Origin of the sequence: Streptomyces sp. NPDC059957, from assembly GCF_042730015.1 — a bacterium.
Classification (GTDB): Bacteria; Actinomycetota; Actinomycetes; order Streptomycetales; family Streptomycetaceae; genus Streptomyces.
In genome coordinates this window covers 24,140-37,242 of record NZ_JBHWMB010000062.1, presented here as the reverse complement: position 1 = coordinate 37,242, position 13,103 = coordinate 24,140, and the positions used below count along the sequence as shown (strand labels likewise).

Here is a 13,103-nt window from a genome sequence, read left to right as displayed (position 1 = left end):
CGGCTGGGGCGCGGGCGGGGCGCGGCCCTGCGCGGGGTCGGGGTTCCGGGAGTCTACGCACGCGTCCGGACCGCGCGACAGGCCCTCTCGCAGGTCAGGCCGGATCCGGTTCAGCAGGCGGGATCGCGGTGCTCCGCGCAGTCCCGCAGGGCGATCTCCAGCTCCACGTACGATTCCTCGGCCCGCCGGAAGGCCAGCGTCAGCGCCGCTTCGGCCCGGGGCGGCAGGTGTCCGTACACGCCCTCGTGGGCCTCGTACAGCACGTCGGCCCAGCGTGCGGCCGCGCTCCGCAGGCGGGCCAGCAGCACCTCGGCCTCGGCGGGCCCGGCCGGACGGGTGCGGGGCAGTGCGGTCAGTGCGTCGAGCAGCGCCTGGATTTCGGACATCTGCTTCCTCCCGGGGCCGAAGATCGACGATACCCGCGGGGGTCCGCCGGGGCGGCCGGCCCGGCCACCGCTGCGGCCGGCGGCCCGGGCGGATCGCCGTACGCCCCTCCGGGCGCGGTGAACGGTGCGCCGCCGCGCCGGACGGTCGTCGCGCGCGCCCGGCGGGGGCCGCTCGGTCCGGGCCCGGGGGCGGGTCAGCCCATGGCCTGGCGCATCAGCAGGTCCCTCAGTTCCCGTGTGTGCCTGCGGCTCACCTGGAGTTCGGCCGCGCCGACGCGGACCGTGGTGGTGCCCGCGTCCAGCCGTAGTTCGTCGATGCGGGCCAGCGCGACCAGGTGGCGGCGGTGGATGCGGATGAAACCGCGTGCCGCCCACCGCTCCTCCAGCGTGGCCAGCGGTATCCGTACCAGGTGGCTGCCCTCGTCGGTGTGCAGCCGGGCGTAGTCGCCCTGGGCCTCCACGTACGCGATGTCCGCGATCGCCACGAAGCGGGTGACGCCGCCCAGTTCGACAGCTATCTGGTCGGGGGTCCGGTCCGCGGCACGGGTCACGGTGGAGGCCACCGCGACCGGGGGCCCGGAGGCCGCGGGCACGCCTGCCGGGGCGGTCGCCGCGGGCTGCTCCCCGGACCGGCCGGACTGCGCGCAGGCCCGCCGCACGGCCTCGGCCAGCCGCTCCGGTCGCACGGGCTTCAGCACGTAGTCCACGGCCTTGAGGTCGAAGGCCTGTACGGCGAACCCCTCGTGCGCGGTGACGAACACGATCAGCGGCGGCCGCGCGAACCCGGCCAGCAGCCGGGCGATGTCCAGCCCGGTCAGCCCCGCCATGTGGATGTCGAGGAAGACCACGTCGATGACGTCGGCCCCGTCCGGGCCGCTCTCCAGCGCCCTGCTGATCCGGCGCAGCGCCTCGGTGGCGTCCGAGGCGCCCTCGGCGCTGAGCACCCGGGGGTCCGAGCGCAGCAGGTAGAGGAGCTCTTCGAGCAGAGGCTTCTCGTCGTCGACGGCCAGTACGCGCAGCATGATGCGGAGTCTAGGTTCCGCCCGGCCGGGGCGGAACGGTGCGCGGCCCCCGCCCCGGGGGGAGGGGAGGCGGGGGCCGCGCGGTCGGTCGGTCCGGGGGACCGGTCTCAAGGGGCCGGTCTCAGGGGAGGGGCCTACTGCACGGTGATGAGCTTGCCGTCGGGGGCCACCGCGTACCAGGTGCCGCCGACGCCCTGGCCGTTGATGTCGCCGGCCTTCTTGTCACCGGTGAAGGTGTAGACGGGCCAGCAGTTCACCGTCTGCTGCTTCTTGCCGTCGGGGCGGTCGAGCACCAGGTAGTTCTTCTCGATGATCCCCTTGGCGTTCGCCCGGTCCACCGGCGCCACGACCGGCCACTTGGCGACGCAGGCGCCCTCGCACTTGGAAACCATGGGCCACGCGGTGTCCGGCTTGAACCGGTAGACCGTCATCCCGTTGCCGTCGACGATGTGCTCGCCGAGCTTCGGGTCCTTGGCCACGGTCAGCACACCGGAGGTCTGGCCCGCGCCGCTGGGCGCGGCTGCCGCCTTCGCCGCCTTCTTGCCGTCCGGGGCCGCCGCGAACCAGGTGCCGCCGACGCCCTGGCCGTTGGTGTCGCCCGCCTTGGTGTCCTTGCTGTACCGGTACACGGGCCAGCCCGCCACCGTCAGCTGCTTGCTGCCGTCGGTACGGACCACCTCGCCCAGCAGCGCCGGGTCCATGCCCGCCGCGGCGGTGGCGTCGCCGGCCGCGACCACGGGCCAGACCTTCGCGCAGTCCCCGTCGCAGGAGGACTTGGACGGCTTCGCGGTGTCCTTGTCGAAGCGGTAGAGGGTGAAGCCCGCGCTGTCGGCGAGGACGGAGCCGAGCTTCTCGTCCTGGGCGATGGCCAGTTGGCCGGCGGGCTTGGCGGCGCCGTCCGCGCCGGCGTCGGCGCCCGAACCGGATCCGTAGCCGTCGCCCGAGGAGGGGGCCTGGGAGGGAGCGGCGACCGCTCCGGCCGGCTTGGCGGCGTCGCCCGCCGCGTCGCTCCCGCCGCACGCGGTCGCGGTGAGTGCGACGACGACCGCCACGGCCGCCAGGGTGGTTCCGCGCTTGATGCCCATGTTGATCTCTCCCACGTCTGTGTCCCTGCCTGCGCCGCCGCCCCCTTCGAGTGGAGCGGCGGCAACTGTGTGCAGGACACGCCTGGTCGGAGCCGATCTGTTCAATCCCGCCGATGTGGGCTGTTTCACTCACCCCGCGTCGAACCCGGCCCGCTTCAGGGCCGTGGCCACAGCGAGGCCGAGCGTGCGGTGTCCGGCGTCGTTGGGGTGCAGGCCGTCCGCCAGGTGCTCGGGGCCCAGCACCTCCCGCCCCGGGAGCAGCACCAGCCGCTCGTCCCCGGCGGCGATCCGCTCCCGGGTGGCGCGCTCCATCGCGTCGCGCAGGGCGCCCAGGGTGGCGCCCAGCTTGTTCGGGGTGCGTTCCGCGTCGGGGCGCAGCACGGGGGAGAGGAGGAGCAGCGGGGTCCGGGGGTGTCCCTGGCGGACCAGTTCGAGGAACGCGCGGGTGGTCTCGTACAGGAGCGGGGCCGAAAAGGGCACGCGGGACCAGCAGTTGGTGCCGAAGGCGAGGGTGAGGACGTCGGCGGGGAGTCCGGCGATCTGCTCGGCGCAGGCCAGCTCCCCGCGCGCGGCGCCCGCGTAGCCGAGGTTGACGGTGTCCCAGCCGAGCGCCCGCCCGGCCACCGAGGGCCAGCCGTGCGCGGGCCGGGTGGACCACCAGCCCTCGGTGATGGAGTCGCCGTGCACCACCCAGCGGGTGGCGGGCGGCGCGGGCGCGAGGGGGCCGCCGATCCCGCGCAGGCCGAGGATCAGCGGGGACTGGGTCTCGGGCGGATGGATGGTGAACGGGCCGGAGCCGCCCGGCAGTTCGAGGCGTACGACGGCCTCGGCGGCCGGCTCGGTGTACAGCTCGCCGACCACTCCGTGCCGGTCCCACAGGGCGAACCCGTGCGCGAGGTCGCGGAGCGCGTCGGTGGGTCCGGGCACGGTCGCCCGGTAGTGGATCTCCACCGCCCGGGCGGCGGCCGCGGTGAACTCCAGGCGCACCCCGATGGGCAGGGTGGCCCGCTCGCCGGTGTCCCAGGGCAGCCGCATGGTGTCGGCCGGGTCGGCCCGCACGGGGCGGCCGCCGTCGAGCCAGGCCACACCGCGCAGGAAGGGGCCGGGGTCCAGCCACGGCCCGGCGCCGGCGCCGCCGTCGCTGACGCCGTCCGTGCGCGCGGCCGTGGCCGTTGCCGTGGTCGCCGCCATGGCCGTGAACGCGTCCGGTCCGGGTTCCCGTGTGCTCATCGTGTGCCTCCGACCGTCGGGTACGGGAACTTCACGCCGACGCCGCCGTCCACGACCAGCGTCTGGCCCGTCATGTACGAGGACTGCGGCGAAGCCAGGAAGTACAGCGCGGCCGCGATGTCCCGGGTCTCGGCGACCCGGCCCAGCGGGGCGTTCTCCGCGTTGAGCCGGCGCCCCTCGGGGCCCAGCAGGGCGGCGACCCGCGGGGTCCACACGACCCCCGGTGCCACCGCGTTGACGCGTACCCCGCGCGGGCCCATCTCTACCGCCGCCGAGCGCACCAAGGACATCAGGCCGGCCTTCGCGGCCCCGTAGGCGGCGTGCAGCGGGGCCGCGGTGAGCCCGGAGACGGAGGCGACGAAGACCAGCGGCCCGCCGCCTGCCGCGGCGACGGCCTCGCCGCCGTACTGGACGGCCAGCCAGGCGTGCCGCAGCACCAGGTCGAAGTGCCAGTTCCAGCCGGCGTCGTCCACCTCGGGCAGCGCGGCGTACCGGGCCATGCCGACGATGTCGACCACCCCGCCGACCGGGCGGCCGCCGAGCAGCTCCGGCGCCGCGGCGAAGAGCTCCCGTACGGCCTCGCGGCGCGTGACGTCGGCGGCGTACGGGACGCCCCCGGTCTCGGCGGCGACCGCGCGGGCCCGCTCCTCGTCCACGTCCACGCACAGCACGCGGGCGCCGCCCGCGGCCAGCGCGTGCGCGGTCTGGCGGCCGATTCCGTTGCCCGCGCCGAGCAGGACGAGGGCGCGGCCGTCGAGGCGGTGCAGGGCGGCGTAGTCGGGGACGGGGGAGGTGTCGGGGGTGGCGTCGGGGATCGGGGAGGTGTCGGGGACCGGGGAGGTGTCGGGGACCGGGGAGGTGTCGCGGCCGTCGCTCACGCGGAGGCCTTGCGGGGGGTGTGGCGGGCCAGCTCCGGGATGACTTCCTTGCCCAGGATCTCCAGGGTCCGCAGGATCTCCCGGTGCTCCAGGTACCCCCACTGGACGTAGCAGATGAGCTGGTCGACGCCGAGGTCCGCGTACCGCTTGGCCTTGGTGACGATCGTCTCCGCGTCCCCGATGAGGATCATGTCCCCGTCGCTGAACTCCCGTACGGGAACGTTCCCTTCGAGGATCGGTGTGAGCAGGGGGAAGGTCCGCTCCCGTTCCTCGGGGCTCAAGTGGGGCAGCTCCCACTCCAGGGTGAACTGCGCCAGGTTGGAGTACCACCAGGCGACCGAGTCCCAGACCCGGGGGCCCGCAGCGGTCCGCGGCGGGGTGGCGTGGACCAGGGTGTAGGCGGCGACCCGGTCCGTGGTGACGTCGGTGAGCGGGCGCGGGGCGGCGGCCGCGGCCCGGTAGGCGGCGACCTGGGCGGCCATCGCCTCCAGCGGCTGCATGATCGAGAAGGAGAGCAGCCCGAGGCCGTGCCCGCCCGCGACCTCCGCGGAGCCGGGGGAAGTGGCCGCCATCCAGGCGGGCGGGTGGGGATCCTGCACCGGCTTGGGGGTGACCATGCGGCGCGGGAAGCTGAAGCGCTCCGACTCGTACGCGAAGTACTCCTCGCGCCACATTCCGGTCACGATCTCGATGGCCTCGCGCCAGTCGTCGCGGGACTTGTCCCGGTCCACCCCGAAGGCCGCCTGCTCCATGGGAGTGGACCGCCCGGTGCCCCATTCCACCCGGCCGCCGGAGAGCACGTCGACGGTGGCGACCTTCTCCGCGATGCGCTGCGGCGGGGTGAAGGCGAAGGGGGTCAGGGTCACGCCGAAGCCCAGCCGGATGCGCTCGGTGAGCCCCGCCAGGTGTCCGAGGAGCACCTCGGGGGCCGGGCAGTGCGAGCGGCCCTCGCGGAAGTGGTGCTCGACCGCCCAGACGGTACGGAAGCCCATCCGGTCGGCGAGCCGGATCTGTTCCACCGCCTCCCGGTAAGCGCGCTGCTCAGCGGCCCGCTGGCCGTGCGGGTGGGCTCCCCGCCAGGGCCGCGGCACGTCGATCTCGTAGAGCACGTCCAGGTCCATGGCGGCACGCTGCGGCAGATCTGACGAAGTGTCAAGAATGCGGGTCGGGATCGGCTGCGCACTGATCGATCATCCCCGCGCAACAAAGGACCATCCAGGACAGATCCGCGCAACGATCAGTCGCCAATGTGCAAGGATGGTGCATTACGGGCGGTATCACTCAGCTCGTAGGCTCACTCGCTGTACGTGGAGTGGCGTGGACCGCCTGCTCGCGGTCCCCCCCATGCCCAGGCCTTCGGCCTGCTCTGCTCCGGACCGCTGCGGTCGACGCCTGAAACCCCACCCGCAGTGACAAAGGAGTCCCCTCGTGCTCGACCATGGCCAGGCGCCACCGCTCGCCCCCGCCCCCGAGGCGCCGCGCAAGCCCGCCCACCCGCTCCTGCGCCGCAAGCCGGTGGAGCAGCTGGTCGCCGAGGGCGGCCAGGGCGAGGGCGGCGCGCTGAAGCGGTCGCTCACCATGTGGCAGCTGACCATGATCAGCATCGGCGCGACCCTCGGCACCGGCATCTTCGTCGTCCTCGGCGAGGCCACCCCGATCGCCGGTCCCGCCGTCTTCATCGCGTTCATCGTGGCGGGCCTGACCGCGCTGTTCTCCGCGCTCTCCTACGCCGAGCTGGCCGGCTCCATACCGGTCTCGGGCTCCTCGTACTCCTACGCCTACGCCACCATGGGCGAGCTCGTCGCCTGGGTCTGCGGCTGGTGCCTGGTCCTGGAGTACGGAGTCTCGGTCGCGGCCGTTGCCGTCGGCTGGGGCCAGTACCTCAACGAGTTCCTCGACGGCACCATCGGGTACACCATCCCCGAGGGCTTCTCCGCCCCGCTGGGCGAGGGTGGCTACATCAACATGCCCGCGCTGGTCGTGGTGATGCTGTGCATGGTCTTCCTGCTCCGCGGAGCCAAGGAGAGCGCCCGGATCAACTCGATCATGGTCGCCGTCAAGATCGTGACCCTGGTCATGTTCTGCGTCATCGGCTTCATGGGCATCAAGGCCGGCAACTACACCCCGCTGGCCCCGCTCGGCGTCACCGCCATCAGTACCGCCGCCTCGATGCTCTTCTTCTCCTACATCGGCTTCGACGCCGCCTCCACCGCCGGTGAGGAGGCCAAGAACCCGAAGAAGGACCTGCCGCGCGCGATCATGCTCTCGCTGGCCATCGTCACCGCCCTGTACTGCCTCGTCGCCCTGGTGGCCGTCGGCGCCATGCCGTGGCAGGAGTTCGAGGGCAGCGAGGCCGCCCTGGCCAAGATCATGGAGAACGTGACGGGGCACGCCTTCTGGAGCGTCATCCTCGCGGCCGGCGCGATCGTCGCCATCGCCAGCGTCGTCTTCGCCGTCCTCTACGGCCAGACCCGCATCCTCTTCGCGATGTCCCGCGACGGCCTGATGCCCAGGGCCTTCGCCAAGGTCGACCCGAAGACCGGCACCCCCCGCGTCAACACGATCATCGTCTGCCTCTTCTGCGGACTCCTGGCCGCCTTCATCCCGCTGGGCGAGCTGGCCAACGCCACCAGCATCGGCACGCTCTTCGCCTTCGGCCTGGTCAACATCGCCGTCGTCATCCTGCGCTACACCCGCCCGGACATGAACCGCACCTTCCGGGTCATGCTCTTCCCGGTCACCCCGATCCTGGGCTTCCTGTGCTGCGGCTACCTCATGACGGAGCTGCCGGGGGTCACCTGGTTGGTCTTCGGTGGCTGGATGGCCGTCGGGCTCGTGATCTACTTCCTGTACGGCATCCGCCGCTCCCGTCTGGCCGCAGCAGAACCGGCCGCAGCAGAGAAGTGATCCACGCGCAGTGCGACTGAACGATCTCGACGAACGCATCGTGCACGCCCTGGCCAAGGACGCCCGCCGCTCCTTCGCGGACATCGGCTCCGAGGTCGGACTCTCGGCCCCCGCCGTGAAGCGGCGCGTCGACCGGCTGCGCGCCGAGGGAGCCATCACCGGCTTCACCGTCCGCGTGGACCCCGCCTCGATGGGCTGGGAGACCGAGGGCTTCATCGAGATGTACTGCCGCCACAACACCTCGCCGGACGACATCCGGCGGGGGCTGGAGCGCTATCCCGAGGTCGTGTCCGCGTCCACCGTCACCGGTGACGCGGACGCCCTCGTGCAGATCTTCGCCTCGGACATGCGGCACTTCGAGCGGGTCCTGGAGCGGATCGCGGGCGAGCCCTTCGTGGAGCGCACCAAGTCCGTGCTCGTCCTGTCCCCGCTGCTGCGCCGCTTCACCTCGGGCGCACCCGCGTAGCACCCCTGGTGCCACGCCGGGCGCACGAGGCGAAGCGTGCGGTGCACGGCCTCAGGCGTGCTGCGGTACGTCGGCCTTCATCAGGCCGCGCAGCTGCTCGCGGAACTCCGGGGTGTCGGTGTGGCCGTGCACGTCGACGGCGTGCTGCGTGGCCGCCCGCAGCAGCTCCTCCTCCTCACCCGCGATGGTGAGGGTGCAGTTCAGTTCGCTCGGGTACTCCCTGCAGTCCAGAACCTTGCGCATGATGTACCTCCCGGGATGGCGGGCGCCGGGGACTCACCTCCCACCATCCTCTTCCTGGGCCCGCGGCGAAAGCCGGCACCTCATCCCCGCCGGGCCCACTCACCTGCCAGCAGCCGGTACGAGCGCACGCGGTCGGCGTGCTCGTGCGTGATCGTGGTGATCAGCAGCTCGTCCGCGCCCGTCGCGTCCCGCAGCCGCTCCAGCTGGTCGGCGACGGTGGCCGGCGAACCGGCGAACTGCGTCTCCACCCGGTCCGCCACCAGCTCGTGGTCCGCCTCCGACCAGCCCCGGGTCAGCGCTCGGGCCTCCTCCGGGGACGGGAAGGGGATCGCCCCCTCGCCGGACCGGATGCTGTGTACCCAAGGCGCGTACCCGGTCGCCAGCTCCCGGGCCTCGGCGTCGTCCGGGGCCACCACGACATCGGCGGACACGGTCAGGTGCGGCCGGTCCAGCCCGCCCGGCCCGGCCGAGGGCTTGAAGGCCGCCCGGTAGGCGTCCGCGGCCTCCAGCACGCTCGCGGGGCTGACGTGGTAGTTCGCCGCGAACCGCAGCCCGTTCGCGCCCGCCGTCTCCGCGCTCACCCCCGCGCTGCTGCCCAGGACCCACACCTGTACCTCGGCGCCCTCCCCGGGCACGGCATGCGCCTCCACCCCGTCCGGCGAGCGGTACTCCCCGCGCAACAGGGCCAGTACGTCGCCCACTTGCTCGGAGTACTCCTGCGCCGTGGCCCCCGGCAGCTGCAGCAGCCGCTGCTGGAGCGCGATGCGCGGGTGATCGCGCAGGTGGGCGAAGGAGAACGGCTTCGGTATGCGCAGCCCGTTCTCCGTGGTGTACGCCACCGGCGGCTCGGCCCCGGCACGGCGGGCCGGCGGGCCGCCCGCCGAACGGCCCAGCCCCAGGTCGATCCGCCCCGGGTGCACCGCGTCCAGCAGGCCGAACTCCTCGACCGTCGACAAGGCCGTGCGGTGCCCGAGCTGGACCGCCCCCGAGCCGATCCGGATCGTGGAGGTGGCCGAGGCGGTCAGCGCCAGCACGACGGCGGGCGAGGTCCCCGCGACGCCCGGATTCAGGTGGTGCTCGGCGAACCAGTAGCGGGCGTAGCCGAACCGCTCGGCCTGCCTGGCCAGGTCGACACTGGAGCGCAGGGCCCCGGCCGCAGTGGAGCCGGACGGGACCGGGACGAGGTCGAGGACCCCGAGCGGGATACCGGGCATGGTGTTCCCCCTTCTTCGGTGGTGGTGGGAGCCGGGCTTCGGGCGCGGCCCTGCGGCCGTCAGCCGCGAGCAGGGGCGAGGGCGCGCGGCGCCGCCAGCCCGAGGTGGTCGCGCAGCGTCGGGCCGGTGTACTCGCGGCGGAACACCCCGCGCTCCTGGAGCAGCGGGACGACGGTGTCCGCGAAGGCGTCGAGCCCGCCGGGGGTCAGGTGCGGGACCAGGATGAAGCCGTCGGCCGCGTCCGCCTGGACCAGGGCGTCGATGCCCTGGGCGACGGTGAGGGGCGAGCCGACGAAGGACTGCCGCTCGCTCGTCTCCATCACCAGTTCCCGGATCGACAGCCCCCCGGCGGCCGCCCGCTCCCGCCACTCACGGGCCACGGCCACCGGATCCCGGTGCATGCGCACGCTCGCCCGGCCCAGCGCGATGGTGTTCTCCCCGGGCACCGGATCGACGTCCGGGAGCGGCCCGTCCGGGTCGTAGCCCGACAGGTCCCGGTTCCACACGTGCTCCAGGCGCTTGATCGCGGTCGCCCCGCTCACCTGCTGGAGCCGGACCTCGCGGGCCAGCTCCTGCGCCTCGGCATCGGTGTCGCCCAGTACGAAGGTCGCCGCCGGCAGGATCTTCAGCTCGTCGGGGTCGCGCCCGTACCGGGGCAGGCGCCCCTTGACGTCCGCGTAGAAGGCGCGGCCCTCCTCCAGCGTGCCGTAGCGCCCGAAGATGGCGTCGGCGGCGGCCGCCGCGAACTCCCGCCCCTCGTCCGAATCGCCCGCCTGGAAGACGACCGGCCGCCCCTGGGGGCTGCGCGGCACGTTGAAGTGCCCGGAGATGTCGAACTGCTTCCCCCGGTGGGCGAAGGCGCCGGGGTTCGCGTCCCGCAGGAACTCCCCGGAGACCGGGTCGGCGAGGATCTCGCCACCGTCCCACGCGTCGAAGAGCTCGCCCGCGGTGTCCAGGAACTCCCTTGCCCGCTCGTAGCGTTCCTCGCGCGGCAGGAACCCGCCGCGCCGGAAGTTCTCCCCGGTGAAGGCGTCCCAGGAGGTGACCACGTTCCAGGCGGCCCGGCCGCCGGACAGATGGTCCAGGGAGGCGAACTGGCGGGCCACCTCGTACGGTTCGTTGAAGGTGGAGTTGATGGTGCCGGCCAGTCCGAGGTGCTCGGTGACGGCGGCGAGCGCCGCCAGCACCGTGAAGGTGTCGGGACGGCCCACCACGTCCAGATCGTAGATCTCACCGCCCTGTTCGCGCAGGCGCAGGCCCTCGGCGAGGAAGAGGAAGTCGAATTTCGCGCGCTCGGCGGTCCGCGCGAAATGGACGAAGGAATCGAAGTCGATCTGGCTCCCGGCGGCCGGGTCGCTCCACACGGTGGTGCTGTTGACCCCCGGGAAGTGCGCCGCGAGGTGGATCTGCTTGAGCGGCTTGCTCATGGCTGCTGTCGGTCCTTCCTGGGGAATCAGGCGGCGGGGGAAGCGGCGGGCGAAGCGGTGGCGGCGGGAGCCGCCGGGGCGGCGGCGTACCGGCTCGCCGGGCGCGGCAGCCCCAGCAGGCCGCGGAGCGAGGAGGCCTCGTAGGCCCGCCGGAACGCCCCGCGCCGCTGGAGCTCCGGAACCAGGCCTCGGGTGATCGCCGGCAGGTCGTGGGCGAGCACCCCCGGCCGCAGCCGGAAGCCGGTGAGCCCGGCCTCCTGCCCCTCGAGCAGCAGGTCGGCGAGGTCCGCCGGCGTCCCCGCGAAGATGCGGGCGTCACTCGTGTACGCGGCCCCGTGCACGGCGTCCAGCCGCTGGAGCCGTCGCTCCGCCGTCGCCGCCTTGTCGTCGAGGAAGACCGTCAGCTCGCCGAACAGGTGCGGGGTGCCGGGGAGCGCGGCGACGGCGGCGCGGACCTCGCCGGCCCGCGCCGTCACGTAGCCGATGTCGGCCGACCGCGCGAGGAAGGGGTACACGGCGGCGTCGGAGGCCAGCGCGCTGACCGGAGGCAGCCCCTGGGGCGGCCGGGGGGTGATGGACGGGCCCTTCACGCTGAAACGGGGGCCCTCGAAGTCGATGTAGTGCAGCTTGGCGCGGTCGACGAACCGGCCGGTGGCCACGTCGCGGATCTCGGCGTCGTCCTCCCAGCTGTCCCACAGCCGCCGCACCACCTCGACGTGATCGGCGGCCTCGCCGTACAGCCCGGCCGGGTCCAGGGGGGCCGTGCGCCGCCCGAAGTGGGCCACCTCATCGGGCCGTTCGGAGATCTGGATGCGCAGCCCGGCGCGTCCGCGGCTCACGTAGTCCAGGGTGGCGAGCGCCTTGGAGACGTGGAAGGGCTCGGTGTGGGTGGCCACCACGCTCGGCACCAGCCCGATGTGCCGGCTCAGCGGCGCCACCCGCGCGGCGACCAGCACCGCGTCGAGCCGGCCCCGCACCAGGTCGGTACGGCCGTCGGGCCCGGCCGGATCGGTGGACTGCAGGCTCAGCGAGTCCTCGAAGGTGACGAAGTCCAGCAGCCCGGCCTCGGCCTCGGCGACGAGCGCGGCCCAGTAGCCGGCCGTGAACAACCGGTCGGCGTCCGTGCCCGGTTCGCGCCAGGCGGCGGGATGCCAGCCCGCGCCGTCGAGGGCCACGGCGAGGTGGAGCGCGGGGGAGCGGGACTCGGAAGGGGAGGGGGAAGGGTGCACGGGCATGGCGGAACTGCCTCCTGATCGGACGGCGCGGCGAAGGACGAATCGGATCGCGGAACGCTGATCAGGAACGACAGAGGGAGCCGGCGACGCGCAGGAGGTCGATGTGCGCGCGGGAGTGCAGATGGACGGCACGGCGCGGGGTGAGGGCGTCACCGGCGGTTCGTACGGTCATGCCCGGCCACCCCCTTCGCCTCGTGTTCCGGTCGTCCCTCCGACGCTAGATCAGGGGGGACCGGGCCACAACGGATGGAATGTCAATCCGTGTTAATGCTTCGTGTCGGGCGTGCGAAGCCCGATGAAGACCGGCTCGCGGCGCAGGGTGAACCCCATCGAGAGGTACAGCCCCACGGCCGAGGTGTTCTGCGCCGCGGCGTGCAGGAACGGAGTGTCCCCGCGCTCCTCCACGGCGGCCACGACCGCGCGGATCAGCCGCCCGGCGAGCCCTTCGCCCCGGTGATCGGGGTGCGTGCACACGGCGCTGACCTCCGACCAGCCCGGCGGCCGCATCCGCTCGCCCGCCATCGCGACGAGCCGGCCGCCGCGGCGGATCCCGAGGTACGTGCCCAGCTCGACGGTGCGCTCCCCGAACGGGCCGGGCCGGGTCAGCTCGACCAGCTCCAGCATCTCGGGCACGTCGGCGGGCCCCAGCAGGACCGCCTCCGGCTCCTCCTTGCCCCGTACCGCCCGGCCGTCCAGCTGGACGCCGGGTATGGACATCAGGGTCTCCCAGCCCGCGGGCGGGGTCGGCAGCCCGGTCACCCAGACCTCCTGCCCCGGGCCGGCGAGCTCGGCCAGATCCGCCCAGGCCCGCGGATCCTCCGGGTCGGCGAGCGCGGCGAAGGGCGATACGCCGGCTGCGTACCGGGCGGCGAGTCCGGCGGGACCGGTCTCGGCGAAGCCCCGGTGCGGGCCGTCGAGCGCGGCCCACACGGGATTGTCGAGGACCGCACCGGGCCGGGACTCACGGGACATGGGAGAGAGCTTCCTTTCACGGGGCGCAGGCACTCGTG

At 73.5% G+C, this 13,103-nt stretch carries 14 protein-coding genes; 2 read left to right on the top strand and 12 right to left on the bottom strand.

From position 1 onward, the window contains the following. Positions 1-110 precede the first annotated feature (110 nt). From ACFWBW_RS31715 to ACFWBW_RS31690, 6 genes are all read right to left on the bottom strand, one after another. The gene (locus ACFWBW_RS31715; RefSeq protein ID WP_385379803.1) at positions 111-386 is read right to left on the bottom strand and encodes a hypothetical protein; all 276 of its coding nucleotides are present in this window, start codon (positions 384-386) and stop codon (positions 111-113) included. Between the two features lie 194 nt (positions 387-580). Then, the gene (locus tag ACFWBW_RS31710; RefSeq protein ID WP_385379800.1) at positions 581-1,408 is read right to left on the bottom strand and encodes a LytR/AlgR family response regulator transcription factor; all 828 of its coding nucleotides are present in this window, start codon (positions 1,406-1,408) and stop codon (positions 581-583) included. A 134-nt stretch (positions 1,409-1,542) separates the two neighbouring features. Continuing rightward, positions 1,543-2,493, bottom strand: coding sequence for an SCO0930 family lipoprotein (locus ACFWBW_RS31705; protein WP_385379836.1), 951 nt, complete (start codon positions 2,491-2,493; stop codon positions 1,543-1,545). A gap of 129 nt (positions 2,494-2,622) precedes the next feature. Then, entirely contained in the window at positions 2,623-3,723 is a 1,101-nt protein-coding gene (locus ACFWBW_RS31700) for a GDSL-type esterase/lipase family protein (RefSeq protein ID WP_385379797.1), read from the bottom strand. Continuing rightward, entirely contained in the window at positions 3,720-4,601 is an 882-nt protein-coding gene (locus ACFWBW_RS31695; RefSeq protein WP_385379794.1) for an SDR family oxidoreductase, read from the bottom strand. The genes ACFWBW_RS31700 and ACFWBW_RS31695 overlap by 4 nt, the downstream gene beginning before the upstream one ends. Further along, positions 4,598-5,722 (bottom strand): LLM class flavin-dependent oxidoreductase, encoded by a 1,125-nt coding sequence (locus tag ACFWBW_RS31690; RefSeq protein WP_385379791.1) that lies wholly within the window; start codon positions 5,720-5,722, stop codon positions 4,598-4,600. The genes ACFWBW_RS31695 and ACFWBW_RS31690 overlap by 4 nt, the downstream gene beginning before the upstream one ends. A gap of 307 nt (positions 5,723-6,029) precedes the next feature. Between ACFWBW_RS31690 and ACFWBW_RS31685 the strand changes: the two genes are divergently transcribed. Together ACFWBW_RS31685 and ACFWBW_RS31680 are read left to right on the top strand one after the other, a co-directional pair. After that, a complete protein-coding gene (locus tag ACFWBW_RS31685) occupies positions 6,030-7,508 on the top strand; it encodes an amino acid permease (protein WP_385379788.1) in 1,479 nt (492 codons plus the stop codon). Between the two features lie 10 nt (positions 7,509-7,518). Then, the gene (locus ACFWBW_RS31680) at positions 7,519-7,974 is read left to right on the top strand and encodes an Lrp/AsnC family transcriptional regulator (protein ID WP_243334460.1); all 456 of its coding nucleotides are present in this window, start codon (positions 7,519-7,521) and stop codon (positions 7,972-7,974) included. Between the two features lie 51 nt (positions 7,975-8,025). On the opposite strand, the gene ACFWBW_RS31675 is transcribed toward ACFWBW_RS31680, so the two are convergent. From ACFWBW_RS31675 to ACFWBW_RS31650, 6 genes are all read right to left on the bottom strand, one after another. Beyond that, positions 8,026-8,217, bottom strand: a complete 192-nt coding sequence (locus ACFWBW_RS31675; RefSeq protein WP_385379785.1) for a DUF1059 domain-containing protein — start codon at positions 8,215-8,217, stop codon at positions 8,026-8,028. A gap of 80 nt (positions 8,218-8,297) precedes the next feature. Beyond that, positions 8,298-9,431: an LLM class flavin-dependent oxidoreductase gene (locus ACFWBW_RS31670; RefSeq protein WP_385379783.1), complete on the bottom strand. Its 1,134-nt coding sequence runs from the start codon at positions 9,429-9,431 to the stop codon at positions 8,298-8,300. Between the two features lie 59 nt (positions 9,432-9,490). Then, positions 9,491-10,858, bottom strand: coding sequence for an NtaA/DmoA family FMN-dependent monooxygenase (locus ACFWBW_RS31665; RefSeq protein WP_385379780.1), 1,368 nt, complete (start codon positions 10,856-10,858; stop codon positions 9,491-9,493). Positions 10,859-10,884: 26 nt separating this feature from the next. After that, positions 10,885-12,093 (bottom strand): LLM class flavin-dependent oxidoreductase, encoded by a 1,209-nt coding sequence (locus ACFWBW_RS31660; protein ID WP_385379777.1) that lies wholly within the window; start codon positions 12,091-12,093, stop codon positions 10,885-10,887. A 61-nt stretch (positions 12,094-12,154) separates the two neighbouring features. Beyond that, positions 12,155-12,265: a putative leader peptide gene (locus ACFWBW_RS31655; RefSeq protein ID WP_323182381.1), complete on the bottom strand. Its 111-nt coding sequence runs from the start codon at positions 12,263-12,265 to the stop codon at positions 12,155-12,157. A 92-nt stretch (positions 12,266-12,357) separates the two neighbouring features. Next, positions 12,358-13,065 carry a GNAT family N-acetyltransferase gene (locus ACFWBW_RS31650; protein WP_385379774.1) on the bottom strand — a complete coding sequence of 236 codons (708 nt, stop codon included), beginning with the start codon at positions 13,063-13,065 and terminating at the stop codon, positions 12,358-12,360. Positions 13,066-13,103: the final 38 nt, after the last annotated feature.

Excerpts from the sequence above, each read along its gene's own strand:
- ACFWBW_RS31670 (WP_385379783.1), bottom strand. The coding sequence starts at position 9,431 with ATGCCCGGTATCCCGCTCGGGGTCCTCGACCTCGTCCCGGTCCCGTCC.
- ACFWBW_RS31710 (WP_385379800.1), bottom strand. The coding sequence starts at position 1,408 with ATGCTGCGCGTACTGGCCGTCGACGACGAGAAGCCTCTGCTCGAAGAG.
- ACFWBW_RS31675 (WP_385379785.1), bottom strand. The coding sequence starts at position 8,217 with ATGCGCAAGGTTCTGGACTGCAGGGAGTACCCGAGCGAACTGAACTGC.
- ACFWBW_RS31650 (WP_385379774.1), bottom strand. The coding sequence starts at position 13,065 with ATGTCCCGTGAGTCCCGGCCCGGTGCGGTCCTCGACAATCCCGTGTGG.
- ACFWBW_RS31690 (WP_385379791.1), bottom strand. The coding sequence starts at position 5,722 with ATGGACCTGGACGTGCTCTACGAGATCGACGTGCCGCGGCCCTGGCGG.
- ACFWBW_RS31715 (WP_385379803.1), bottom strand. The coding sequence starts at position 386 with ATGTCCGAAATCCAGGCGCTGCTCGACGCACTGACCGCACTGCCCCGC.
- ACFWBW_RS31660 (WP_385379777.1), bottom strand. The coding sequence starts at position 12,093 with ATGCCCGTGCACCCTTCCCCCTCCCCTTCCGAGTCCCGCTCCCCCGCG.
- ACFWBW_RS31705 (WP_385379836.1), bottom strand. The coding sequence starts at position 2,493 with ATGGGCATCAAGCGCGGAACCACCCTGGCGGCCGTGGCGGTCGTCGTC.
- ACFWBW_RS31700 (WP_385379797.1), bottom strand. The coding sequence starts at position 3,723 with ATGAGCACACGGGAACCCGGACCGGACGCGTTCACGGCCATGGCGGCG.
- ACFWBW_RS31655 (WP_323182381.1), bottom strand. The coding sequence starts at position 12,265 with ATGACCGTACGAACCGCCGGTGACGCCCTCACCCCGCGCCGTGCCGTC.
- ACFWBW_RS31665 (WP_385379780.1), bottom strand. The coding sequence starts at position 10,858 with ATGAGCAAGCCGCTCAAGCAGATCCACCTCGCGGCGCACTTCCCGGGG.